This is a genomic window from Streptomyces sp. NPDC057565 (assembly GCF_042801455.1).
Classification (GTDB): Bacteria; Actinomycetota; Actinomycetes; order Streptomycetales; family Streptomycetaceae; genus Streptomyces; species Streptomyces yanii.
Window position 1 is genome coordinate 1 of the sequence record NZ_JBHVFU010000080.1, and the last position, 23,042, is coordinate 23,042.

Annotated in this window: 26 protein-coding genes and 1 pseudogene; 18 read left to right on the top strand and 9 right to left on the bottom strand. The window is 67.0% G+C overall.

Annotated elements, in window-relative coordinates:
• Positions 1 to 90: 90 nt before the first annotated feature.
• Positions 91 to 1,074, bottom strand: a complete 984-nt coding sequence (locus tag ACFU8W_RS47400) for a LuxR C-terminal-related transcriptional regulator (RefSeq protein ID WP_384052059.1) — start codon at positions 1,072 to 1,074, stop codon at positions 91 to 93.
• Positions 1,075 to 1,225: 151 nt separating this feature from the next.
• Here ACFU8W_RS47400 and ACFU8W_RS47405 point away from each other — a divergent pair, with 151 nt between their 5' ends.
• From ACFU8W_RS47405 to ACFU8W_RS47430, 6 genes are all read left to right on the top strand, one after another.
• Positions 1,226 to 1,573: a hypothetical protein gene (locus ACFU8W_RS47405; protein ID WP_384052002.1), complete on the top strand. Its 348-nt coding sequence runs from the start codon at positions 1,226 to 1,228 to the stop codon at positions 1,571 to 1,573.
• Between the two features lie 113 nt (positions 1,574 to 1,686).
• The gene (locus tag ACFU8W_RS47410; protein ID WP_384052004.1) at positions 1,687 to 1,857 is read left to right on the top strand and encodes a hypothetical protein; all 171 of its coding nucleotides are present in this window, start codon (positions 1,687 to 1,689) and stop codon (positions 1,855 to 1,857) included.
• A gap of 479 nt (positions 1,858 to 2,336) precedes the next feature.
• Positions 2,337 to 2,693: a response regulator transcription factor gene (locus ACFU8W_RS47415; protein ID WP_384052006.1), complete on the top strand. Its 357-nt coding sequence runs from the start codon at positions 2,337 to 2,339 to the stop codon at positions 2,691 to 2,693.
• Between the two features lie 247 nt (positions 2,694 to 2,940).
• Entirely contained in the window at positions 2,941 to 3,738 is a 798-nt protein-coding gene (locus ACFU8W_RS47420) for a hypothetical protein (RefSeq protein WP_384052008.1), read from the top strand.
• A gap of 156 nt (positions 3,739 to 3,894) precedes the next feature.
• A complete protein-coding gene (locus ACFU8W_RS47425) occupies positions 3,895 to 4,503 on the top strand; it encodes a hypothetical protein (protein ID WP_384052010.1) in 609 nt (202 codons plus the stop codon).
• Positions 4,503 to 4,754, top strand: coding sequence for a helix-turn-helix domain-containing protein (locus tag ACFU8W_RS47430; protein ID WP_384052012.1), 252 nt, complete (start codon positions 4,503 to 4,505; stop codon positions 4,752 to 4,754). Before ACFU8W_RS47425 ends, ACFU8W_RS47430 begins: the two co-directional genes overlap by 1 nt.
• A 1,037-nt stretch (positions 4,755 to 5,791) precedes the next feature.
• Here the strand turns inward: ACFU8W_RS47430 and ACFU8W_RS47435 are convergent.
• Together ACFU8W_RS47435 and ACFU8W_RS47440 are read right to left on the bottom strand one after the other, a co-directional pair.
• Positions 5,792 to 6,451, bottom strand: coding sequence for a hypothetical protein (locus ACFU8W_RS47435; protein ID WP_384052014.1), 660 nt, complete (start codon positions 6,449 to 6,451; stop codon positions 5,792 to 5,794).
• Entirely contained in the window at positions 6,448 to 7,278 is an 831-nt protein-coding gene (locus ACFU8W_RS47440; RefSeq protein ID WP_384052016.1) for an ATP-binding cassette domain-containing protein, read from the bottom strand. Before ACFU8W_RS47440 ends, ACFU8W_RS47435 begins: the two co-directional genes overlap by 4 nt.
• A 92-nt stretch (positions 7,279 to 7,370) precedes the next feature.
• Between ACFU8W_RS47440 and ACFU8W_RS47445 the strand changes: the two genes are divergently transcribed.
• Positions 7,371 to 7,871 (top strand): hypothetical protein, encoded by a 501-nt coding sequence (locus ACFU8W_RS47445; protein WP_384052018.1) that lies wholly within the window; start codon positions 7,371 to 7,373, stop codon positions 7,869 to 7,871.
• A 556-nt stretch (positions 7,872 to 8,427) separates the two neighbouring features.
• Here ACFU8W_RS47445 and ACFU8W_RS47450 read toward each other — a convergent pair.
• Together ACFU8W_RS47450 and ACFU8W_RS47455 are read right to left on the bottom strand one after the other, a co-directional pair.
• Complete coding sequence (locus ACFU8W_RS47450; protein WP_384052067.1) at positions 8,428 to 8,982, bottom strand: hypothetical protein; 555 nt, start codon at positions 8,980 to 8,982, stop codon at positions 8,428 to 8,430.
• Positions 8,907 to 9,352: pseudogene (locus ACFU8W_RS47455) on the bottom strand (histidine kinase); the annotation flags it as partial. The pseudogene ACFU8W_RS47455 and the gene ACFU8W_RS47450, both read right to left, overlap by 76 nt.
• A 239-nt stretch (positions 9,353 to 9,591) precedes the next feature.
• On the opposite strand from ACFU8W_RS47455, the gene ACFU8W_RS47460 reads away from it, so the two are divergent.
• The 10 genes from ACFU8W_RS47460 to ACFU8W_RS47505 all read left to right on the top strand — a co-directional run bounded on the left by ACFU8W_RS47460 (position 9,592) and on the right by ACFU8W_RS47505 (position 19,235).
• Positions 9,592 to 10,335 carry a hypothetical protein gene (locus tag ACFU8W_RS47460; protein ID WP_384052020.1) on the top strand — a complete coding sequence of 248 codons (744 nt, stop codon included), beginning with the start codon at positions 9,592 to 9,594 and terminating at the stop codon, positions 10,333 to 10,335.
• Between the two features lie 339 nt (positions 10,336 to 10,674).
• Positions 10,675 to 11,319 carry an SMI1/KNR4 family protein gene (locus ACFU8W_RS47465; protein WP_384052022.1) on the top strand — a complete coding sequence of 215 codons (645 nt, stop codon included), beginning with the start codon at positions 10,675 to 10,677 and terminating at the stop codon, positions 11,317 to 11,319.
• 325 nt (positions 11,320 to 11,644) lie between these two features.
• On the top strand, positions 11,645 to 11,824 hold the full coding sequence (locus ACFU8W_RS47470; RefSeq protein WP_384052024.1) for a hypothetical protein: 180 nt from the start codon (positions 11,645 to 11,647) through the stop codon (positions 11,822 to 11,824).
• A 409-nt stretch (positions 11,825 to 12,233) separates the two neighbouring features.
• Positions 12,234 to 12,386 (top strand): hypothetical protein, encoded by a 153-nt coding sequence (locus ACFU8W_RS47475; protein ID WP_384052026.1) that lies wholly within the window; start codon positions 12,234 to 12,236, stop codon positions 12,384 to 12,386.
• A 25-nt stretch (positions 12,387 to 12,411) separates the two neighbouring features.
• On the top strand, positions 12,412 to 12,813 hold the full coding sequence (locus ACFU8W_RS47480) for a hypothetical protein (RefSeq protein WP_384052028.1): 402 nt from the start codon (positions 12,412 to 12,414) through the stop codon (positions 12,811 to 12,813).
• 240 nt (positions 12,814 to 13,053) lie between these two features.
• On the top strand, positions 13,054 to 13,518 hold the full coding sequence (locus tag ACFU8W_RS47485) for an ATP/GTP-binding protein (protein WP_384052030.1): 465 nt from the start codon (positions 13,054 to 13,056) through the stop codon (positions 13,516 to 13,518).
• A gap of 585 nt (positions 13,519 to 14,103) precedes the next feature.
• Positions 14,104 to 16,311, top strand: a complete 2,208-nt coding sequence (locus ACFU8W_RS47490) for a fibronectin type III domain-containing protein (protein WP_384052032.1) — start codon at positions 14,104 to 14,106, stop codon at positions 16,309 to 16,311.
• Positions 16,312 to 16,327: 16 nt separating this feature from the next.
• Positions 16,328 to 17,050, top strand: coding sequence for a hypothetical protein (locus tag ACFU8W_RS47495; RefSeq protein ID WP_384052034.1), 723 nt, complete (start codon positions 16,328 to 16,330; stop codon positions 17,048 to 17,050).
• 370 nt (positions 17,051 to 17,420) lie between these two features.
• Entirely contained in the window at positions 17,421 to 17,627 is a 207-nt protein-coding gene (locus ACFU8W_RS47500) for a hypothetical protein (protein WP_384052037.1), read from the top strand.
• A 1,335-nt stretch (positions 17,628 to 18,962) separates the two neighbouring features.
• Positions 18,963 to 19,235, top strand: a complete 273-nt coding sequence (locus ACFU8W_RS47505; protein WP_384052039.1) for a hypothetical protein — start codon at positions 18,963 to 18,965, stop codon at positions 19,233 to 19,235.
• Here the strand turns inward: ACFU8W_RS47505 and ACFU8W_RS47510 are convergent.
• The 4 genes from ACFU8W_RS47510 to ACFU8W_RS47525 form a co-directional block, all read right to left on the bottom strand.
• On the bottom strand, positions 19,210 to 19,926 hold the full coding sequence (locus ACFU8W_RS47510; RefSeq protein ID WP_384052061.1) for an IS6 family transposase: 717 nt from the start codon (positions 19,924 to 19,926) through the stop codon (positions 19,210 to 19,212). The genes ACFU8W_RS47505 and ACFU8W_RS47510 overlap by 26 nt on opposite strands.
• Before the next feature lie 149 nt (positions 19,927 to 20,075).
• Positions 20,076 to 20,207, bottom strand: a complete 132-nt coding sequence (locus ACFU8W_RS47515; RefSeq protein WP_384052041.1) for a hypothetical protein — start codon at positions 20,205 to 20,207, stop codon at positions 20,076 to 20,078.
• Positions 20,208 to 20,336 (bottom strand): hypothetical protein, encoded by a 129-nt coding sequence (locus tag ACFU8W_RS47520; protein WP_384052043.1) that lies wholly within the window; start codon positions 20,334 to 20,336, stop codon positions 20,208 to 20,210.
• A gap of 188 nt (positions 20,337 to 20,524) precedes the next feature.
• Complete coding sequence (locus tag ACFU8W_RS47525) at positions 20,525 to 22,585, bottom strand: phosphocholine-specific phospholipase C (RefSeq protein WP_384052045.1); 2,061 nt, start codon at positions 22,583 to 22,585, stop codon at positions 20,525 to 20,527.
• Positions 22,586 to 22,780: 195 nt separating this feature from the next.
• Here ACFU8W_RS47525 and ACFU8W_RS47530 point away from each other — a divergent pair, with 195 nt between their 5' ends.
• Positions 22,781 to 23,005, top strand: a complete 225-nt coding sequence (locus ACFU8W_RS47530) for a hypothetical protein (RefSeq protein ID WP_384052047.1) — start codon at positions 22,781 to 22,783, stop codon at positions 23,003 to 23,005.
• The last annotated feature ends 37 nt before the right edge of the window (positions 23,006 to 23,042 follow it).

Consider the following 23,042-nt stretch of genomic DNA (forward strand, 5'->3'; position numbering starts at 1 on the left):
CGTGCACACAGTCCGCAAAACAGACACCGCGAAGCGGCGGACGAAGAAGTCAACGACCCCACGTCCACGCCGAACAGGTTAAAGATCAAGCTAGAGCCAGCCGAGTCGTGCAGCCTTCACTCCGGCTTCGAAGCGGCTTCGAGCACCGAGCCGCTCCATCAAGGTGGTGGCGATGCGGCGGGCAGTGCGGTGTGAGACACCAAGGCGCTTGGCGATGGCCTCATCCGTGTGTCCCTCGGCGAGCAGCTTCAGCGTCGTGGACTCCGTGTCGGTCAGGTCGTGCTTATCACGAGGTGCGTTTGCCCCCAGTGGGGTTGCGCTCGCCCACACGCTCTCGAAGAGCGCGCAGAGTGCGATCAGGGTTCCGTGGCCGCTGAGCACGACAGCCGCTGCCGCGGTGTCGTCTCCGTTGACCGGAATAACAGCGGAAGTCCGGTCCATGATGATCATCCGAGTGGGCAGGGCGGCGACGGTTCGTGCTTCTCGGCCCAGCGAGGTAAGCCACTCCGCGTACTCCACGATGGGCGGGCAGTTGCGAACACTGTCCAGATAGATGGTCCGCATCCGCACACCCCGCCGAAGCAGCGCCTCGTCGCGCGGCCGAGCCTGCTCGAGTCCCGCAACAATGTGCTCGTTCTGGGGCGAGAAGATCATTACTTCCTCGCGCACTTCGCGCTCGAGCAGGTTCAGCCGGTCGCGGATGTGGTCGAGGCCGACCAGGTGCTCAACGCCTGGATGTGCTGCAGACGGCCTGAGGTCCGCGCACTCCGCGATGAGCCGGGCCGCGGCAGCCCGGGAGGCTTCGATACGTTGCTGCTGTGCGGCCAGCTCGGCCTGCTGGCGAGCCAGCAGCATCTCCATGCCGATTTCGGGACTGACCGCTCTGATCTGTCCGGGCTCTTCCTGCGAGGGCCTGACCAAAGCCAGTTCGCTCAGACGGTCGAGGCCGCCACGGACTGATTCCTCGGGCATGCCGAGGCGCTCGCACAGTGCGGCGACGCCCTCGGCCGGATACGTGAGCATCGCCCGATACAGGGTTTCTGTCTCCTGGTCGAGTCCAAGCGTAGTTAGCAAGAGGCCCCCCTCAAGGTGTGGAAGTGATAATTCCATGGATCTTGTAAATGCCAAGAGGATGAGCCGCAAACGTGGCCGCTTCAGTCCAAGGCCCCAATCGTCCAGCTTGATCAAGTGGTAAGTAGTTCGCCCCAGTTGGAATCCTGGGACCATGTATCTCATCCATGCCCATCTCAAGGGCCCTAAGGGAGCCGTGCTCACCGACCAAACGGCGGAACTCATCCACGCATGGGCACTGAGCCAGGAACAGGTCGAGCACGTCACCGTCCACCCCGGCGCCGCTCCCCACCCCATCGTCGGTGTCTACGTACTGGCCGACTCGCTGCACCAGGCCGAAGAGCGCGTAGCCGCAGTCTGTCACCGCGCACTGCGGCAGGAGCCGTCGTTGTCCACGTGGACACTCGTGCGGGCCGAAGCGCCGCTGCTGGCCCCATTGGTCCATGGCCCGTTGGGTCCACCAGAGAACCCTTCCAAGGGGTCTGACCTACGAGGAAAGTAGTTGTTGCCAGCAGGGCGACAAGCTCAGTCGGCACCACCGGAGATCAGGCCACCGCGGGACCTGGGGCCGGTGAACTCGCCCTTACTGCTCATGGCCCAGAAAGGTCACTCACCATGTATGCCATCCGTTTCGCCAAGGCCGCCGCGGTCGCCGCCGCCGTTGTCGGAGCCCTCCTCATCACTGCCATTCCCGCCACGGCGGAGACCACCCCGCCGGCCGCCGCTGCGGGCACCGGGGCTGGCGACGAAAAGCCGGCACAGTCCCACGATTTCGATTGGGGATAACCCCGCTGGCCGCCCAGGCGGGCATCAGCCGCCGGGATCCCGTCCCGTACTCGTAACTAAGGGCTGTCCCGTAATCCCTGGCGGGCGCACGACGACAGCTGCGGCACCTCGCTGCGTTGTCGCAACGCCCGAATACGCCCAGTATGAGGACGCTCCTCCGCCTTGCGATGCACCGCATCCGACGCCGCGCGCTGATCCACCAGGGATTACGGGACAGCCCTTAGCCCCGCAGAACAGCTGTCGATCTCGGCCTTTCCGCGCCATCACCCCGCCACTGCCTCATCGGTAGACAGCTGCGCAGATGACCGGCTGACTCGTGCCCCACGCGCACCGAGCAGCCCGGCACCGGCAAGGGCAGCGGCATCAGAGGGATGCAATCCGCAGGAGAGTCCGGACGTGTCTTCCTCCGTCCGCAGAGCAACGACCCACTCCAGTGCGCAAGCCAGTTACCGATCCGCGTCGACCGATTGCGAATTGCCATGTATGGAGATGTCAGTTATGTGCAGGCAGGTCCGCTACAGGGCTTCCCTGACCTGAGGCCAGCTGCCCGCCGAATCCCCCAGTTGTCGGAGCGTGAACACCAAGTTCTCCTCCTGCTCGCAACAGGCGGAACGAATCACGCGATCTCTCGACGTCTCGGCGTTGCCGAGGGAACCATTAAGGCTCATGTCGGGCGCATCCTCCTAAAACTGGGACTGGAAAGCCGAACAGCCGCTGCCGTCACCGCCGTTTCCTATTTGAATCCGTGCCCGTGCGCTGTCGCATCTACTGAAATGGGCGAGTCTAACCGTCTCGACTCCTGCATCGCCGCCGATCCGGTTATGTCGAAAGTCTAATTGCCGGACGGGTGGCCCTAACGGAATGCTTAGGGCAGCAAGAAGGAACAAGGAAGAAATCGCAAGGGTGAGGATTTCTGATCGAGTTCTCAGAGATTCAGGCTTCTGCAGCAGGGCTGAACGATGCCCAAAAGCACCTTGAATGCAGGCGCTGAGAATTCCGTCAGGAACCCTGGCCACCCAATCTCTGCATGAATTAATTACATCACGGATAAGCGTCATTCATTTCAATCAAGAGGAGTCCTCAATGCTTAGTCTGAAGATCTCTAACCGGAAGTCCGTGCGGGCCGGCATCAATGGTGTGGTTGCCGCCACGGTGGCCGGCCTCGCACTGGTGGCCCTGCCGGGCCAGGCCTCCGCCGCTGGGGGCGTGGAGCCTCCGGGGCCCACCACCACTGCCGAGAACTACATCGCCTACTTGGAGGGCAGGGCGCTTGCGGGCGACGCTGAGGCTGCCGACATCGCCACGCAGTTCAAGGCACTCAATTTCATTGATCAGTTCAGATTCCTCACGGTGATCAGTGATTCGAATACGACCCAGGCGTACACCCAGGCGGTCAGCGAGATGGGCGACGAGGCGGCCGACATGCCGCCCACGGAGGGGTCGTCCACGAAGGTGCTCGGCGCGGGGCACGCGGTTGAGACCGTGACCGAGACCGGAGAGGCCGCACCGCTGGCACCGCAAGCCCAGAAGAGCACCGTCATGGCGGCCGCGGCCTCCTACAGGGACATGTGGGCCTCGTACACGGTCTACGACACGGTTTTCGGTATTCGCGTCACCAAGGTCAGCGTCCGCACCAACTACCAGGTCAACGGCACAGACACGACCAAGGTCTACCCGGGGAGTGCCACGCACTACAACTACGTCCCGGCTGCTTCGTTCTCCAACAGCCCGGTGAAGGAGTGGATCTCGTCCCCGCCGGCCGACAACGCCCAGTCGGAGACCGTCTGGACGGCCACCTGGAAGGGTGGTCTTGGCTCCTGGTCTGCGCGCGAACGGGTGTGGGGCGACTACCGCGGCTTCGTCGGCGGCTACCTGAAGTAGCAGTCCGTACCGCGTCTCCAAGTCGGGGGTGGTGCAGATGGCACGCACCGTCTGCACCACCCCCGGCCGCGTTGATCTGGGGGGTTCCCTCGCCACCCCTGCCCATGTATCGTTTTTCGATAACAACGTTAATCGATAAGCGGGGTGGATGCTGTGATGCAAGATCAGAAACTGCTCGAACCCGTCATCACCGTGGCCTCGGTGGCTCTGCGGCTGCTCATGGCTCTGATGGTCGCCGCATTCATCCTCTCCACGGTCCACGGCTGGGGTAGTGGCAGTGTCTGCAGCACGGACTGGACCTCCAACAGCTCATACGCGGCGCGAGATTTCGTCCCCGAGCCGGGCGCTCGCGTCGGCTCCGTTCCGCGCTACTGCGCAGAGAGCGCAACAACTGCGCAGAACATCCTGGCCAACCTCGGCCCACTGGCGTCACTCGCCTTGAGCGTCGGAGGCCTCTTCCTCCTCAACCTGCTGCTCCGCGGCGCCTCACGCGACGGAGTGCACACACTGCAGACCGCCACCCGGCTGCGACTGCTGGGGTGGTGGCTCCTTGCGGGCAGTGTGGCTGCTGCGACCATCGCTGCTGTCTCGCGGACGGCCCTCCTGGCGTCACTTGCCCGCGGTGTGGATCTCACAGCCGTCTCCTGGCTCCAGGCCTGGAACGCGCCTTATCTGGCCATATTTACTGGTCTTGGTCTGCTCACTTTCGCCCGGATCACTCGTGCCGGCTCCAGGATGCGAGAAGACCTCGAAGGGCTCGTCTGATGGCCCCCGAAGAAGGCGATGGTCATGCTGTCGTTGTTCACCTTGGCGAGCTTCTTCAGCGTCGCGGAATGACGTTGGCCGAACTTGCCGCTCGGGTGGGTGTGACAAATGTCAACCTGTCTGTACTCAAGAACGGTCGCGCAAAAGCGATCCGCTTCAGCACGCTCACGCGCATCTGTGAGGTATTGGAGTGCCAACCCGGCGACATCCTCACCATTCGGACAGGCGAGGGTGAAAGTGCAGAAAACTAACCACCGGGCCTCGATGGTTAGCCGCTCAATGTGATCAGGGAGAGCATTCATGTACGGAACGATGGACACAGGGGCGAAGGTTGCAATCGGATTGGTCGTCGCCCTGATCGTCGTAGGAATCACCGCTGGAGTGAGGTGGTTCAGGAAGTCTGCACCCATACACTCGACGGGCGACGAGTAGTTGCGCTACTGACCCTTTTCAACTTGGCGGCAGCGGCAGGGTGTTGAAGGCAGGAACTGCACGGAACGACGAAGCTCCTGATAGAGGGGTTCTCGACCAGGATCACCCGTGTCCGCCAGGAGGATCTCGTGCAGCCGCGGTCACACGCCACGTAGCTGATCGGACAGCGGACCATGCCCGCCGTATTGAGGCGTATGAACAGCGACTGGACGAGCTCAGGGACGTTCCCGATTTCCTGCGGGCGATGCGCAAGCTCGCGGGCGTGGATCTGGACGCTCCCTGAGCTCCGTTCTCCTGCGGTCTTCGTGTGTGCAGTGGGGCATACATCGCCGTGCTCCTTCCAGGTGGTCAGCCGGCGGAGGCATTTGTGTTCGGCCTCGGCGATGCGGACGAGAGGTTGTCGTGGACCTCGACGAGCCGGTGACGCTGGACGAGGTCGGGCAGAGTATTGGGCAGCGCACGCAGGCATCTTTCCCAACGCCCTGGACATCGCGGAGATCGTCCGGCATCTGCTGGAGAAGGGCCGGAGATGCCTGGCCCAGGTCTTTGCCGCTGACACTCGACGATACGCATCAGCCCGCCCGACGGCGGGCTGAGAACCAGGCCGTCCCGTAAGCCATGTACCGGGACAGCCTGATCCACCCGGCGCACATGCTTCGGCCAGGGAGCATTGTTGCGCGCGCCCGTAGCGCCCCCGGTCCACCGTGCGTGGGTCCAGTGCTCCTGGCAGTTGGACCACCGCTGGTAGCGCTTGAGCCCCTGATCGGCATGTACGACTCGGCCCGTTGTCCCCAAGCCACCCACCACCGTGAGCATCGCCTGGTTTGGCTGCGGTCCGGCGCGGAGGTCCGGCGGTCTATTCCCTGCGCGCGGCGACGAACTGCGTGGCGGCGGTGAACACGGCAAGGATCACCGCGGAGATCGCCAGCATGACGCCGGTGGGGGCGAGCAGTTTCGCCGCGTCGGGGGTCGTGGCCATCAGGGTGAACAGGCGGTTGACCGGAGGCATGCCCTTGGCGAAGAGGGCTCCCATCATCAGCGCGAGGGCGGCGATCAGCGCGTACCCCTGTCGTTTGAAGACCAGCCGTGAGCACAGCACGCCGATGGCGATGCCGACGAGGGCGCAGGTGAGCTGCGCCTCGAGGCCCAGTAGGAGGTCGGTCGTGGTGACCACGTAGTCGCCCATCCACAAGGGGAAGAACAGTCCGAAGACCATCAGGGCGAGACAGCTCAGCAGGGCCGTGCCGATCGCCGCGAGCAGGACCGTGAGCGACCGGCCGCCCGCGGTGATGACGACGATCGCCCGCTGCGGCGGGTCGTCCAGGCTCATCAGAGCGATGGTCAGCCAGGTCGAGCACACGAACAGCGCGCCGGCGGAGGAGGCGTAGGCGGGGGGCAGCGGGCCGCTGCCGTTGACGGTCAGCACGCCCATGAGGCCCGTGAACAGGAGCAGCGGGGCGAGGTAGCGCTGCGTGTGCAGCACGGTGGCGAAGGTGTAGCGGATGAGCGCGATCACCGCATGTCTCCGTTCGTCGCGGTGTTCGGCGTCCGGTGGTGGTCCGTGGTCGTTCCGGTGACACGCTCGACGGACCAGCCGTGCTGGAGCGCGGTGAACAGCAGAGCGTCGGTGGACTCGCGTCCCACGCGCATCCTGACGCCCGTGACGTCCCGGCTCACCGTCAGCACGCCGTCCAGTTGTTCCCAGGCGAGGTCCTGCAGTACGCGGCCGTCCCCGCCCGCGGTCAGGACGACGTCGGACGCAGGCCGCTGCTCGGTGGCCCACGGCTCCGGTCGCCGCAACGACACGCGGCCCTTGCTGACCGTGTAGGTCCGGGTGGCGCGGGCCCGGGTGACCGACTCACGGTGGTCGGTGAACACGACGGTGCCGCCGGAGGACGCGACCTCGGTCATGATCTCGGCGAGCACGCCGTGGGCGTCGGCGTCCAGCCCGGACCACGGCTCGTCCAGGACGAGCAGCCCGGGTTCCACCAGGAGGGCCTGAGCCAGCGCGACCTTCTGGGCGTTGCCCTTCGACAGGCTCCGCAGGGGGGCGTGCTTGCCGCCCACCAGGGCGAGTCGGTCCAGCAGCTGGCCGGCCCGAGCCGAGGCGACCGAGGTGGTCAGCCCGCGGACGCGGCCCATGTGCGTCAGGTACGCCGTGGCCGACATGCGTTCGTTGGGGGAGAACCGGTCCGGGACGTACCCGACAACGGGCGGCCGGGCGGCCACCGTGCCGCGGGTTGGCCGGGACAGGCCCACCGCGATCCGCAGTAGCGTCGACTTCCCCGATCCGTTCCCGCCTGCGAATGCCACGACCTCACCGGCCGGGGCCTCCACGTCCACGTCTCTCAGGATCCAATCGCCACGGCCATAGCGCTTGCTCACTGATTGAAGACGTAACAACTGATCTCCTTCGTCCGGTACAACACCCCCTGATGCTCGCAGATTACGGGGCCCGTCCGCTTGACCCGAACAGTGATCCGCTCCAGCGCTCCCAGACCGGCTGGAGCAACGGGCTGTCCGACCAGCAGCTATACGAGGTCGCCCGCGGAGTCTGGGTGATGCCCGGGTCGCGCGTCGAACGAGAGCGATTTGCGGTCGTCAATGGAGGTGGGATCATCCGCCCGGCCATGGAGATCGACCGGGTTGTCGACGTCCCCGGTGGGCGCCGGTCCTTCGAAGGCTGCATCCTCGGTCCTGGGCATCCGGTCTACGACCACTACGTTGGCAAGCCCGCCCCGAACGGCGTTCAACAGAACCCGATCACCTACTTCACGTCCCCACTGGACAACCGGAAGTGCAACTGCGGCTGCGGCAAACTGATCGAACGCGGCGACTTCCTCCCCGGACACGACCAGCGGGCCATCCACGAGGAGACGGTGCTGCGTGTGCCGGCTATCTGTGTGACCGAGTCCTCTTGCTTTTCCCCCTGTTAGTGCGAAACGCATATGTTGACGGCCACACGAGAGGCGAGAAGACGCAGTACACCAATGTCGCCGCCGCCGGAATGATGAAGAGAGGCGAGGAAAGGAAGTCGGCAAAGGAAGAGAGGCGGTCATTCCAGGTTCGCTCTCCCAGCAGTACTCCGGTGAGGAGGACGACCGCCAGCTGAGTGGCAAGAATGATCACCAGCGACAGTGCCCTTGAGACCCAGCTGCTTGGCCGGATGTCTTCTCCCTCGCGGATCAAGGTGAAGCCACCGCGGCGTGTGGCGAAGGGTACGAACAGTGCGTAGGTGAGGGTGAGAATCCAGCCCAGGAGCGGTATTTCGCCGAGAAGTTCAGCCAAGCTGTTCGTTCCCGTCGCGACGGCTCTGCCTGCAGTCAGGGCGTACAGGATCCAGAGAACAGTGGCCGAGACAGCCAGACGATTGGCTGTCCTGCAGCGGGGCCCCTTGGGCATCGGTATGGACCTCTCGTGGGTGGGGGAAGAGTTGGGCCCTGTGGGCGCCGTCGGGCTGACGGCGCCCACAGTTTCCTGGGAGGGGCGGGGTTACCTAGGTCCGCACCGGCCGTGCCGAGCGTAGAGCCCCACACCTATGCCGGCGCTGAACACGGACAGACCTCGCTGGTAGTTGGAGTTGGATGGCTTGTGCCACAGACCGAACATGGCACCGCCACCACCCCAGCCGATCGCGCAGCCCGCCGCCCTGCGGTAGCTGTTGCCGCGTGCTGCATGGCGTGCGCCGCGGTAGGTCCGTGCAGCGTGGCGTGCCGTGCGTGCCGCCCGCACCACGCGGTAGGCGCGGTAGGCGTAGGCGCGTACTCCCCATGCGACGGCGCCGACGCCGGGGATGAATCCGGCGGCGGTGAGGGCGATGTCCCACTTGTACTTCCAGGCGACACGTCCGACCTTCTTGGCGGCTCGCTTTACCTTGCTCCACCAGCTCTTGCCGTCGAGGTCGAACTGGTTGACGGGGTCGCCGGGGTAGCCGTACCGGTTGTCTCCGCCGCCGTATACCGGGTCGATGGAGCGAGGCTCTTGAGTTGGAGGAGCACGGCGGTCAGGGTCTGTCCGACTTCGTCGTGCAGTTCGCGGGTGATCCATCGGCGCTCTGACTCCTGGGCCGACAGGACACGGCCGCTGCTCGCGGCCCGCTCGGCCTCCAGACGACTGAGCATGACATTGAACGTCTGGGTCAGTTCCGCCAGTTCGCCGCCCCTGTTACCCGGGCGCGCTGCCCCGGCTCCTGCAGATTCGCATCCACCATCGCCTTGGTGAGACGCTTCAACGGGGCGAGCTCGAGGCGAAACAGCAGCGCGTTGACGACCAACATCGCGATCAGCCCGCCGCACAGCACCAACGCCTCGCGGCCGAGGACCGGGCTGGACACCGTGACCCACGGACCCATCAGCAGCCCGGTTGCGAGCACGAGCACGACGGCGTTCGACAGGAACATCCGCCAGAACAGCGACACGTCCCGTCTCCCCCTTGCCCCGGTCGGTGCCTTTGACGCGGCATCGGACGCCCCTGGATCGGGGTGTCGCTTTCGGAGCAAGCCTTGTCGACCTTGATCGACGATTCCATACATGCTGACACCCATCTTTCGATCTGGCTCGTGACGCCGACGCGGCTCCCTCTCACACCCGCCGCCAACCGGCCACTGGGATGAATGCACGAAGTGGGCGCGCTCGCCCGCTGGTGCCGGTTTTGTTCGTGGAGGTTGACAACCACACCGAGCCCGCAGCGGTCGTCGCCGCGAAGATCGACCGGTACCGCCGGTTCTTCGGCCGTCAGATGAAGGACGACCGCGGGCGTGACGTCCCGTTGTGGCCGACGCTGTGGGACGACTCCGGCCGGGGCGGTTTCCCGCCCGTAGCCCTGGCCTTCACGAAGGACGTCGGCGCGCAGGCCCGGATGAACCGCATCAAGACCATCCGCGACCTGTCCCGCACCTGCTGGCAGCCCCGCTGGCAGAACCCGCACGGCTGGTCACCCAAGACGTCGGAGGAGGACGGCTGGTGGGATTTCACCGGCACCGTCCCCGTCATCGCCACCCACCTTGACCAGCTCCGCACCCACGCCCCCCACGGACCCGTCTGGTGGCGCTTCGGACACAGCGACTGGCAACCGATCACCGACGCCCTCACCAACACCGGCACCGAAGACCAGTACGACGCCCGCGAAGACCAGCAGAGCCTGGAGCGCGAAGCCCAGGAGGAGCGCCGCCGCCAGGAGCGCGAGCTGCGCCGCCGGGAGGCAGGGAAGTGGGAGTGCCCGTCCTGCGGTGGCCCGGTCTGTCCCGGCGATGCCCAGGGCGAGCCAGTGGCCACAGGCAGCCCGTGCACGGCCTGCCACACGCTCACGGACAGCGAGCAGCCGCCCATGGCACAACGGGCAGCCACGGCTTTGGAGGCTGCCGAGACCAACGGGATCCTGGCCCGCCTGCGCCGCACGTAGCGGTGCAGCATCCCTCTTCGGGCGGGCGCGGGTTGCGTTCCTGGTTGCGCAACGGTGGTCCTGACGGGGCGCAGACGGTCGGCGGAGCTTCAATGGCCGGGTCAAGCTCCATCGAGCGCGATCAGTTGCCGAAGAAGTGATCCGGCACCTTCCTGACCCGTACATACTTCAGCCGCCGCCCCTCTGGCCTGTGGGTTAGCGGTCGGCGACTGGTCGTCGCCTGTCATCGTTGAGTCCCCTCGCACGGCCCAGGGCCGGCCCCGTCGGATGTATAGGGGACACGGCCACCGTCGGCTGTTCCCCGGGGGTTGTCAGCACCAGGTGGCAGGATGCCCCGCTATGACCGCACCGATCAGTGAGTCGTGGACGCGAATCGAGAACTGGCTGGCCGAGCACGCGCCGGCGACCTACGCCGCGCTGGCGCCGCCCGCGGATCCGGCGGACATCGCCGCGACCGAACGCGTCATCGGCCGGCCACTGCTGAAGCCCTTGGTGATGTCGCTGCTGCGGCACGACGGTCTCCTCGATCAGCGGGGCTGGCTGCTGCCAGGGTTCTACAGACCGATCAGTGCACGCGAGATAGCGGCTGCGTGGCAACTTTTCACCGGCTTCTACGACAAGCACACGGCGGATGAGGAAGGAGAGGAGGCGGACTACGACTTCATGAAGCTCGGGTTCAGCAGCGTCCTGTACGGACATCCGCAGTTGATCCCCATTGCGCGGGACGTCAGCGGGGGTTGCCTCGTACTGGACCACCGTCCCGAGATCGACCGGGGGCGCGTCCACGAAGCCGAGGCCGTGGAAGGCCTTATGCGTGTATCACACGAGATGTGGACGTCCCTGCCGCTGCTCATGGAGGCGATCGCCACGTCTCTCGAGACCTACCAGCCCCTCAACGACTACACGCCCGCAGTGGACGAGGAGCAGAGGCTCTACTGGGACTCCATATCGCTGCGCAATGATCGGACCTTGCATCGGTCATGACGCAGCAGCGGATAGCGAGGTCGGCGGAGCGGCGGGTGTCCGGGCAGGTCACCGCCCCTGGGCTAGCCCCCGGCCAGGCCCGACATCTCTTCCACCAGGAAGAGGTGCTTTTCTCTTCCCCATTCCCGGTGGGCAAGCCCTGGGGTGTGGTGGGCAAGCCGGTCCGGGCAAGCCTCGGGGTGTGGTGGGCAAGCCTGCCGGTGCCTGGCGGTGAGCTTGCTCGTTGGGCAGGGCATGGCCATGGAGACGGATGAGCAGCATCCCGGGCCGTGGGACCTCGACCTGCTGATGGGAGAGCCCGACGCGGCACCCGGACGCAGTGTCGATGACCGTCCGGTTCGATGAGCAGCAGGCGGAAGAGGCGGACCGCCTGCTGCTGGATCTGAGGGCCGATGTCGGGCGCCGATTGGACAAGGCGGAGGCAGTACGCGCGCTGCTGCTCCTGGCGGATGACGGCGGTCCGGTACGCGGGGCGCTGGTGAAAGGTCTCAGGGGCTCGCGCTGACCTGTACGTTCCTTGAGTTCCCGGGCCGGTTCCGGCGTTCTGCAGGACGGTCGGGCGGGGTGGGCAAGCCGGTCCGGACAAGCCGCCCTGATCGGGGCCTGCTCGGGGCTGGGGAGGGTTGCACCCACGGTTGTCTGCACAGGTGGCTGGAGAGGTGTACCCAGGGTTGCACCGGAGGTACTACCGGAGGTGTGAACCCCCGTTTCGGAGTCCGGCCGTTTCTGCTGGTCAGACCCGTTGGGCAAGCCGTTTCCTGACGCCGACACCCCTTTGTACGCGATAGCCGTACCAAGAGGTGGGTGTCTTGGCGGGGCGGCGGGTGGCGATGCCGTGGGAACTCCTGCGACCGCGTCTGTGCTGCGCGTTACGGTGATCCGGTTCTGATCGCGACTGCACGGGGGTGCCCCTGATGGTGACGGCTCGACAGAAGCGGGGCGCGGCGGCGCTGAGCGGCGCGCTGACACTCGTTGTGGTGCTTGCCGGATGCGGCGACGGCGACGACAAGCCGTCTGCGGCCCCGCCAGCCGCCGCGACGACCCGCGCCCGCGACGTCGTCGGCTGACCCCCAGGAGGCGGAGAAGACGGCGGTGCTCGCCGCGTTCGATGCGATGTGGGCGGAGCGGACGAAGGCGTACGCCAAGGCCGACGCCAAGGGCACCCGGTTGGAGAAGTACGCGACGCTGGACGCGCTCGGGCGCATCCGTATCGATCTGGCCCGGATGCGTGAGGCCGGGACGGTGGTGCGCGGTGAGTCCCGGATTGAGGACACGACCGTGACGGCGCTCGATCTGACGCCCAGGACGCCGAAGGCTTCGGTCTCGACGTGCGTCGACCTGTCGGCGTATGAGCGCTACAGCACCTGGAAGAAGGTGGTGATCCTGCTTCCCTCCGCCCAGCCGCGCCGGTACGTCGCGACGGCCACGCTGCAGAAGTGGCCGGGCGGGTGGATGGTCACCGCCTACAAGCCGGAGGGCGCACGCCCGTGCTGAGGCGCGCGGCAGCGGCCGCGATGGTCCTGGTGGGCGTTCTCGCCCCAGCCGCGCACGCCGACGGGCCTGGGGGCGGCGTCTGCGAGGGCGCCGACATGGACGTGACCGTCTGCGCCGAGGACACCACCAGCAACCCCGGTTCGGGCGGCGGCACGGGCACGGCGGCCAAGCCCGCCGGCACTTCAGGCGGGGGTGGTTCGGAGCCGCCCTGTATCTGCGCCGACGATCGACCCGCAGCTGGTGGCGCGCCGCGCGGTCGACTCCATGCGGCTCGTAGGTCCGGCGGTCGCTTCCCCGAAGCCGGGCGGGCGGTACGTCGTCGGGATGCCGATGTGGATGTGGGTGGAGCAGGGGCCGACGACGTTCGGACCGGCGTTCGCCTCGGCGGCGGCGGGTGGCGTCACGGTGACGGCCACGGCCAAGGTGTCGTCGATCCAGTGGGACATGGGCGACGGCAGCACGGTCACGTGCACCGGTCCCGGCACCCGCTACGACGCCTCCCGGGGCAAGCTCCCGTCGCCCGACTGCAGGCACCGATACAAGGCGCCCTCTGCTGCCGAGACGGGCGGGAAGTACGCCGGAAAGGCGACCGCCACGTGGACCGTGGAATGGAATGCGCCGGCCCTCGCAGACGCCGGAGAATTCACCGAAACCCGCGAGACCCCATTCACTGTCGACGTGCGTGAGGTGCAGGTGCTGAACTGACCGGCACGGCCGAGACGGCCCCCCACCGGGCCAGCGTGACGCCCGATGTTCGGTGTGGTGCGGTATGGGAATTCGTGTGCGGCTTTCAGCACCGCCTGTGTGAAGTCCAGGCGTTCCAGTACCGCCTGCTCGCGTCCGGCTTCGCCGGGACCGAACAGCCGGCTCTCCTTCGGCGGCTCGCCCCGGCAGTCCGCTACAGCTGCCGGGGGCGAGGTCTTGGGGCCGGGGCCAGGCTGCGCCCTCCGTGCTCACTGCCGTCTGTGGGCACCGCCCCCGCGCGCCGGTCGGCGCCCGGGGGACCGACTCGTCATGTTCGCCACCAGGTTGGCCAGTGCTGATGCGGTATCCAGCCACTGCGAGATGTTCGCGGCCATGACAAACGGCGACGACCCCTCTACCATCGCGGCACGCAATTGGCATTTTATGTGACTAGGGGGGCCTATGCGGAGCAGTTACTTCCGAAATAGCTTAAGAACGACGGCAGTTGTCGTGTCGTTAGCGCTCCCGGTGGCACTGCTGAGCCTGCCGGCGCCCGACGCGGCGGCGGCTGAACCGGTCAGGCTCGTCCCTGCCGCATGTGCGGGCATGACTCCGCCGCAGGAGGAGAACCACTCCGCCATCCGGGTCGACGCACCGGAACACGGTGCCGAGGTCGCGGTCGACGAGGAGGGGAAGATCGACCTCGGCGGCGTCCTGCACAAGCACGCGACGATGGTCGACGTGTCGGTCGGCAAGCTGGTGACGACCGACTTCACCCTCGGCCCGCCACCGGACGGGGTCTCGGGCTGGGCCTCGTCATGGAAAACGCGCCTGCGGCCGCCGGAACTGGGCGAGAACCTGGTGTGCACCCGCGCCGAGCGCGAGCCCAAGCGGCACGCGAGAGTCCTGCGTTCCATCACCGTCGTCGACAACATCCCGCCGAGCAACGTCGCCGGTCTGACGGTCGGCGACATCACGGCGTACTCGGCCAAGGTGACCTGGGCCGCGGCCACCGACAACTACGGCCTCGCCGGATACGAGATCAGGGTCGACGGCGGCGCCCCGCACCGTACGAACAGCGGCACCCGCTCGTACACGATCACGGGGCTTTCGCCGGAGACCGAGCACACCGTGTCCGTGGTCGCCGTCGACCTGGCCGGCAACAAGTCGCCGACGCCCGCCACGGCGACCTTCCGCACCGCACAGAAGCCGCCGGAGCCCGTCGGGCTGGAGTTCGACCCGGGGGAGGGTGGCGCCCTGGCCACATGGCACCCCGATCCCGCCTATGACGTCACCTACCGCGCCTTCCTCGATGGTTCTCTGTACGAGGAGTTCTCGCTGAAGCAGTACTGCGAGGACACGGCCGGCAACCCGGCTGACCCGTGTACTGCGGACAGCGTCGTCAAGTACCCGATCGAGCCCCTCGAAGCGCTCACGTCGCACACGTTCCGGGTCGACGCGATCGGCGAGGACGGCACGAAGGTACGGGACTTCGGGGGCGAGTTCATCACCTCGGCCGTCGAACCCACGGTGCCCGAAGCGGTCACACAACAGGTGACCAGCGAGGGCTCGCAGTGCGCCGCGCAGGGCGGCGACTTCTACGTCGCGCCGAGCCTGCGCGGCGACGTCCCGGTGCCGGCAGGGGCCACGCAGGTGTTCGAGGGCTGCTACACCGCTGCGGACGCCACCTGCATCGAGGACAACCTGCCGTTGGACGAGGACAAGAAACTCGACTGCGACGACGACGTCACCGACATGCTCAAGGAGGTCGCTCCGCCCGGCAAGGGACCGGCGATCGACTCGCTGAGCGGCACCACCGGCGGAGCGACAACGCAGTTCGTGCCAGGAGCCGCGGTCCAAACGGTCGCCTGGTGCGCCGAGAGCGCCTGTGCACTACTGCTGGCGCCTCCCACGGTGGCGGTCGAGGCCGCGGCGGGTGCGGCCGCCACCTCCGCTGTCGCCACCTTCGTCGTCGTCACGATCGCGGGGATCGTCATCGGGATCGCACTCGGCGTGCTCTGGGCGATCCTCTTCCCCACCCCGATAGCCATCGGAGGGCTCCTCGAATACCCGATTCACCACGACGACGACCTCACCACGTTCGACAACTGGCACCTGGACGAAGGCGATTGGTACAACAGCCTGAAGGCGTACGCCCAGGTGATCACGACGACGAAAGAGGTGACCGACCGGGACAACCTGCCCTTCGCCTGGGACGACAGCGAGGACGCGAACCTCAAGCGCATCATCGATACGGCGTGCACCGCCCAGCGGGGCACCCAGGGAATCGCGGCGTGCGACGACGACGTCGTCGTCTACGTTCCGGGTGGTACGAACTACCGGCGTGCGCCCATGAAGGAGACCGGGACCCATATCGTGGAGGCCATGGGCAACGGAAGCTACCCGCAGCCCCCGGGGCGGTCCAAGTGGTTCTACCCGGGGCGCAGCGAACGCGGCCAGGCGGCGGAGGCCGCGGGTTACGACCGCAACTGGTACGACAACAATCCGCGCTTCCAGCCGAACGTCTGCAACGGGCGGGTCGCGAAGACCTGTGACGAGTTCCCGTTCTGGGGGACGGACCAGGCGGTCGACCTGTCGGGTCTGGTCGCTTCTTTGAAGCCGGTGCCGAACTCGGAGTCGCTGCCGCAAGCCCATGACCTCTCCGCGTTCTACGGCAAGTGCAAGGTGAAGGACACGGACAAGTTCATCGTGCTGCCGATCAAACCCTGGGTCGAGGCGAACGGGCCCAGTTTCGGGTTCCGGATCAACCCGGGCGGGACCGACGTATGCATGCAACCCAAGGCAATTCCGTAATGAAGGCAACCCCGTAATGCTCGATGACATGCTGGCGCTGCGTGACGCGGCGCAGGACTACCGGACAGCGGCGTCGGCTGCGGGCCTCACCTGGCCCGCAGCCGACGCCCCGCCCAGCGGACAGCCCCCGCCGGACCTGGTCCACCGGCTCTTCGACGTGGACCACGTCGCGGAGCAGGTGACCTGGCTCCAATCCCAGGGTTGGCATGCGCGGCGGCTCCTGCCCAACGGCGGAATGCTGCTCCCGTGGCCGACCGACGGGGAGGCACTCGACATCCTGTCGCTCTCCGTCGGCGTGCCGTTCCCCTGGCGGCATCAGCTGCCACTGTTCCACTTCGACGTCATCGTCTACACGTTCGTGCTCGCCGGTGACTACGAGGGCGAGATCTGGCGCTATGAGATCGCCCCGGACGCCTGGGACGCCGTTCGAGCCGCCACCAGCCTGGCCGCCCTGTTCTCCACCTGGACGAAGGGGATTGAGGCCGGTGTCATCGGATACAACGACTTCAACGGGTGGCTCTCCGTCTCCGACGGTACCCGCAGCGGCCTCGACCTGCTCCAGGAGCGAGCGCCGAGCCTTGATCCCCTGGCCTTCCCGGTGTCCATGCCCCTTCATCCGCTGCTGCGGGCCCGACAGGCCGAGTGCGGGGTCGACATGAGCTGCGCCGACCGGGGCTTCGAGTGCATGGAGGAGCTGCTCGGCGAGATCGAGGCCATCCGCACCTCCCTCGGTGTCTGAGCGGATCGGGCAACAGAGCGAGCCGCACATATCTGCCCGACGCGTGGGCGGGGTCGGACCGCGTGCACTCCGCCTGTGCCGCCTCAGACCACGCCGCGGGGTTACGACCGCGGACAGAGCCCTGTTTCCACGCTGCTCGGCTCTGGCGCCAACTCAAGAGCTGGCCGTGCGCAGAACGAGATCTGTGACGTCACGTAGAAACGAAGCAAGAAATTCCACCTTGCACCCGGACTCGGCTCATGTCTGCCGGATTCAGCCAGAGAAGGATCTCCTGTCGCCAACCGCGAACAACTTCTTCACTCCGCAGACCAGTTCGGGCTACACCAGAGAGTTGAGAGTGGAGCCTGCCTGCGACTGGAGGACTGGCCCGGTGCTGACGATCAACGTGGCGGTACTGCTCGCAGTCATTGTTGTCCTGCGGCTGCGCCGCCCGACACACTCCAGGAGCCGACTCGACGAGAAGTTCACCGTGGTCATCGTGCTGGCCCTCGGGGTGCTGATTGCCCCGACAGACCTCGGCCAGGGCATTCTGAGCGTCCTGACCCAGCTCGTGCAGGGCATCTCGCAGTCGGGCTGAGAAACCACGGCCGGTCGGCGGTGCGGCTGGTGAAGGTCGCCCGCCTGCCGGTCGTGGGTGCCGTGGCTTCCGGGAGGGCGGTGACACGGCGCCGTTCCGGAAGCTTCAGGACGCTGGCGCCCTTCAGGGTCGGTCTGGGCGCTGCTGACTCACTCTCGGTGCCGGGTGGGGTTCCTGGGCTGTGACGCGCGAGCGGGCGGGGTGTTCGTCACCTGGTTGGCCCGCAGCCGGCTCGTCTGCTCTGGTCGGTCATGGGCAGAGCTCCGGTGCGGCACTGGAGCTCTGCCGGTCTTTGGCTTCACTGTCGAGCGGGCTGGACCGGGCAAGCCCGTGACGTGCGGTGTGACCGATGGGTGCGGTCGGATCGGTCGCACGGCCGGTCGCCGGTCACCGGTCCTGACCGCGGGCATGTGACCGGTCACGAGTGCCGGGCAAGCCTAAGAGGGCCCTGGGCAAGCTCACCGTGCGGCGGGCTTGCCCGGCCGGGAGGCCGGCGACCGGCTCGGCTGCGCTGACGCTAACGGCGGTGTTTCCACGGGGGTGAGGGCCCCTGGCCGTGCGCGGCAGGGGCCCTCAGCGCGCTTCCATGAGGGACGGATCATGCACGCGTCGCCCGGACAACGACACCGGCCTGGGCCGGGACACGGCGGTTCAGCCGGACAGTCCCGGCCCGGAGGCGTTGCCGCGGCACGGTCCGCGGCGGGATCCTGGAAAGGGACGCCAAGGCGTCCTAACCGATCGGGAGGCGCTGTCATGCCGAACCGGCGGCCCTGTGGATATCAGCCACAGTGGAAGCCACGCGCCCGCACGTGCGAGCTGCTGGCGGCAGTGGACCAGGTCCTTGCGCGCTACGCCGCCCAGCTGCCGCTGCAGGATGGTCGGGCGGTCCGGGCAAGCCGGTTTGGGCAAGCCGCCCTGGTCGGGGCCTGTTCGGGGCTGGGGAGAGTTGCACCCACGGTTGTCTGCACAGGTGGCTGGACAGGTGCACCCGGGGTTGCACCGGGACCACTGCCGCAGGTGTGAACCCCCTCTTCCGGATTCCGGCCGCTTCTGCAGGTCAGACCCTGTGGGCAAGCCGTTTCCCGACGCCGACACCCCTTTGTACGCGATAGCCGTACGAAGGGGTGGGTGTCTTGGCAGGGCGGCGAGCGGCGATGCCGCGGAAACTCCTGCAACCGTCCTCGTCGTTGAACCCGAGGTGCCAGTCGCCACGCGGGTTGATCAGGCGGGTGGTGAAGGGCAGATCGTGCGGGCGCGTTGGGCTCAGCGTTTCAGTGCCCCGTGTCCGCTTTCCGGCCTTCCGCGTTCACCGGGAGACACGAGAGGAGCACAGCCATGGCATCAAGCCGTCGGCGCCGGGAACCGGATCGGTTCTCGTACCACGACATCAGGGACGCGATGGTGGAGATCCTGGAGAAGACGCACGGCATCACCACCAGCCGCTACCACGACCGCACGTTCCGCCCTGCCTGTCACCTGATCCACCAGGACAACCTGGAGCGCCGCAAACCGCGGGGCAAGCTCCCGCAGTGCCACCCGAACTTCGGCAAGGGGTGTGGCGGGGCCTGTGGGGGTGTCGTCTTCAGGCCGTGGCGGACGCGCCGGTGATCTGGTTCCAGGTGGTGAAGCGGTGCTGCATCTCGGTGCGGTAGTCGGTGGAGGTCAGCAGGTGGCGGCGGGGCCGGAAGTGCGGTGAGATCTGACTGAACGAGGACAGGAACCTCTGGGCTCGGCCGACGTGGCGAAAGCCTTTCATCGCGTGTTCGCGCTGCCTCGTCGGCTGGTGGCTGTTCTCGGCCCGGTTGTTCAGGCCCTTGTGGGAGCGGTGTTCGACCGAGCGCATCAGGGTGCGGTGGGCGGTGCCGTAGCTCTTGAGTTTGTCGGTGACCAGCACCCTCGGCGCCCGGCCATGCTTCTTCATCAGCTTGGCCATGAACCGCTTCGCGGCCTTCGCGTCACGCCGGGACTGGAGCAGGATGTCGAGGATGTTGCCGTCCTGGTCGACGGCCCGCCATAGGTAGCGCCGGACCCCGTTGATCTTCACGAAGACCTCGTCGAGATGCCATTTGTCCCCGGCCTGCGGCCGGCGGCGGCGCAACGCTGCGGCGTACTGGGGGCCGAACCGGTCGCACCACTGCCGGATGGCCTCATGAGAGACGGTGATCCCGCGGGCCAGCAGCAACTCTTCGACTTCACGCAAGGACAGCGGGAAGCGGTGGTACAGCCACACCGCGTGCGAGATGATCTCCGCCAGGAACCGGAACCCCTTGTACGACACCGCCGCCCCGGCAGCCTCCACGGTCAGCCCCTCCCAGAAGATCAACCAACGCGACGATCGTCCCAGACCCGACGCCCGCCACTCAACTTGACAGTGCCTCTCCGCGGCCTTCAGATCGGCCTTGAGCCAGCGGGCGGCCGCGGTCCGGCGGCCTGGATAGAGCGGATCTGTTACCGGCTCGCGGCGGCGGCCAGGAACGCCGACCCGAGATGGCGGCCGGTCGCCGTGTCGAAGATTTCGATGGTGTCGTCGTGGTGCGGCAGGTGCCGTACCGACACCTTGGTGCCGGTACGGCCGTTCATTCACGGGGCGAGGTAGTCGCGGCGGCGCCACCGCACCCCGCTGGTGCTGATTGTGTACGTGCGCCCGTTGTCCTCCATGGCGAACGTCGCCAGGCTGCCCCGCGGACGCATCAGTGAGCGGCGTCGCATCGGCCTGCCATGCCTGGAGGGGGGTCTTCCCGTTCAACGCGGACGGGCGGTGGTGGTGTTCCACCAGGCCACCCAGTCCAGCAGCAGCCCCACGTGTGAGTGGGTTGGGTGGTGTCAGCGGGTTGGGTGTCACCATGTTTGTTGCGGGTTGATAGCGCGGCCACGGAGACCAGGCAGAAGCCGGTGGGTCAGTGGGTGACGATGGCCGGGTCGCTCACGCCGGACGCGCCGGTCTCGACGTGTCCGGCGAAGCGGCGCAGGAAGGTGCTGTTCATGTCGGACACGACCGACACGTCGTACCAGCGCCGGCTCCTCCGCAGGCTGACCGTGTGGTTCACGACTGCGCCCGGGCGCACGGTGACGGTCTCGTCCCGGCCCCCGTACGCATTGGTGACCGTGAGGTGCGCGACACCATTGCCCGGGTTGGTCAGGGTCAGGTCGAGGTTGCCGGTGGTCTCGTTGTGGCGGGCGGTGACCTCGGGGCACGCCTCCGTGCCCGGGTTGCGGAAGGTGCGCAGGAAGCCGTTCGGGCCGTGGACGGTCAGGTCCGTCACGCCATTCGAGTACTGCGTGTTCCAGGTGTCGGCGATCGACTTGCCCGCCTCGGTGGTGTATGTCCAGGGAGCGTCGGTGCGGTTCGCCGAGGTGACGTAGAACTGAGCGCCGGCCTCCGGGCCGCCGCTGAAGGTGAGCGTGAACTTGCCAGTGCTCGTATTCGCGGAACCATCCACATACGGCGCGTACTTGAGCGGGCGGGTCCGCTTGGAGCCCGGCTCCTGCACCGGCATGGTGCCGACGGCCGGGGCGGTCGGACGGAAGTCGGGGTGGCGGTCGCGGTCCGGCGGGTAGTACCCGGCGGTCGACGGCAGGTCGGCTGGCTCGGTCTTCGTACGGGCGAAGTCGAACGCGGAGGTCAGGTCACCGCAGACGGCCCGCCGCCACGGCGAGATGTTGGGCTCCTGGACCCCGAAGCGGGCTTCCATGAACCGGATGACCGAGGTGTGGTCGAAGGTCTCGGAGCAGGCGTAGCCGCCGGTGCTCCAGGGCGAGACGACGAGCATCGGGACGCGCGGGCCGAGGCCGTACGGACCGGCGACGTAGCCGGTCTTGCCGGGGAAGTGGTCGAGGGTCGTGGGCGTCGTCGACAGCCCCTGGGCGGCGGAGCCCGGGGCGTACGGCGGCATGATGTGGTCGAAGAAGCCGTCGTTCTCGTCGTACGTGATGAAGAGAGCGGTACGGGCCCACACCTCGGGGTTGGACGTCAACGCGTCCAGCACCTGCGCGATGTACCAGGCGCCGTAGTTCGAGGGCCAGTTGGAGTGCTCGGAGAAGGCCTCGGGCGCCGCGATCCAGGAGACCTGCGGCAGCCGGCCCGCCTGGACGTCGGCCTTGAGGATGTCGAAGAAGCCGTCGCCCGCCTTGGCGTCGGTGCCGGTGCGCGCCTTGTCGTACAGCGGGTTGCCGGGCTGGGCGTTGCGGTACTGGTTGAAGTACAGGAGGGAGTTGTCGCCGTAGTTGCCGCGGTAGGCGTCACTGATCCAGCCCCAGCGGCCGGCGGCGTCGAGGCCGTTGCCGATGTCCTGGTAGATCTTCCAGGAGATCCCGGCCTGCTCCAGGCGCTCGGGGTAGGTCATCCAGCCGTATCCGGCCTCGGCGTTGTTGAGGACGGGCCCGCCACCGGTGCCGTCGTTGCCGGTGTGGCCCGTCCACAGGTAGTAGCGGTTCGGGTCGGTGGAGCCGATGAACGAGCAGTGGTACGCGTCGCAGATGGTGAAGGCGTCGGCAAGGGCGTAGTGGAAGGGGATGTCGTCACGCGTCAGGTACGCCATCGTCGTGGCCGTCTTCGCGGGCACCCACTGGTCGTACTTGCCCTTGTTGAACGCCTTCTGGCCGCCCGCCCAGTCGTGGTTGAGACCCTGGAGGAACTCCATGCCGAGGTCGTCGCCCGGGGGCCGGAACGGCAGCACCTCCTTCTTGTTGGCGTCCTCCTGGTGCCATACGGACTTGCCGCTGGGCAGCGTGACGGGGCGCGGGTCGCCGAAGCCCCGGACGCCCTTCATCGCGCCGAAGTAGTGATCGAAGGAACGGTTCTCCTGCATCAGCACGACGATGTGCTCGACGTCCTGGATGGTTCCGGTGGCGCCCTGCGCGGGGATCGACGCGGCCCGGGCGATGCTGTTCGACAGCGCGGTGAAGGCGGCGGTGCCACCGGCGAGCTGCATGAACCGGCGGCGGTTGAGTTCTGCCATGGGGGGTGACCTCTGCAAGCGTGAGGGAACGGAAGCGAGTGGAGTGTTCCAAGCACAGCGAGTGCTACGGAAGAGGCAGTTGCGCCACTGTGAAAGTTGTCCATACAAGAGACGAACGATGTGGCTGCCCGTCCCGCGGACCGCCCACCCGTTCAAGGCGGGCTTCCTCGGCTGATCGGCTGGGGCTGACGGGGCATGGCCCTGTCAGCCACGGTCCGCTTCGACCCGGGTGAGTCCTTGGAGATCGGCCGGTGGATCCTGGAGCTGAGGAACCAGACCGGCATCCGCTGGGACAAGGCCGAAGTGACCCGTGAGCTGCTCCGCAGCCTCGTGCAGCCTCTCGATCTGAAGATCCTCGAACGTTCCGACGCCGTGTCGAACGGCAACCCACCGCATCGTTGGTGGCAGAGCGCCTTCTGACTAAACCGTGCCCCCACCGTGCCCGAACGAGCGGCAA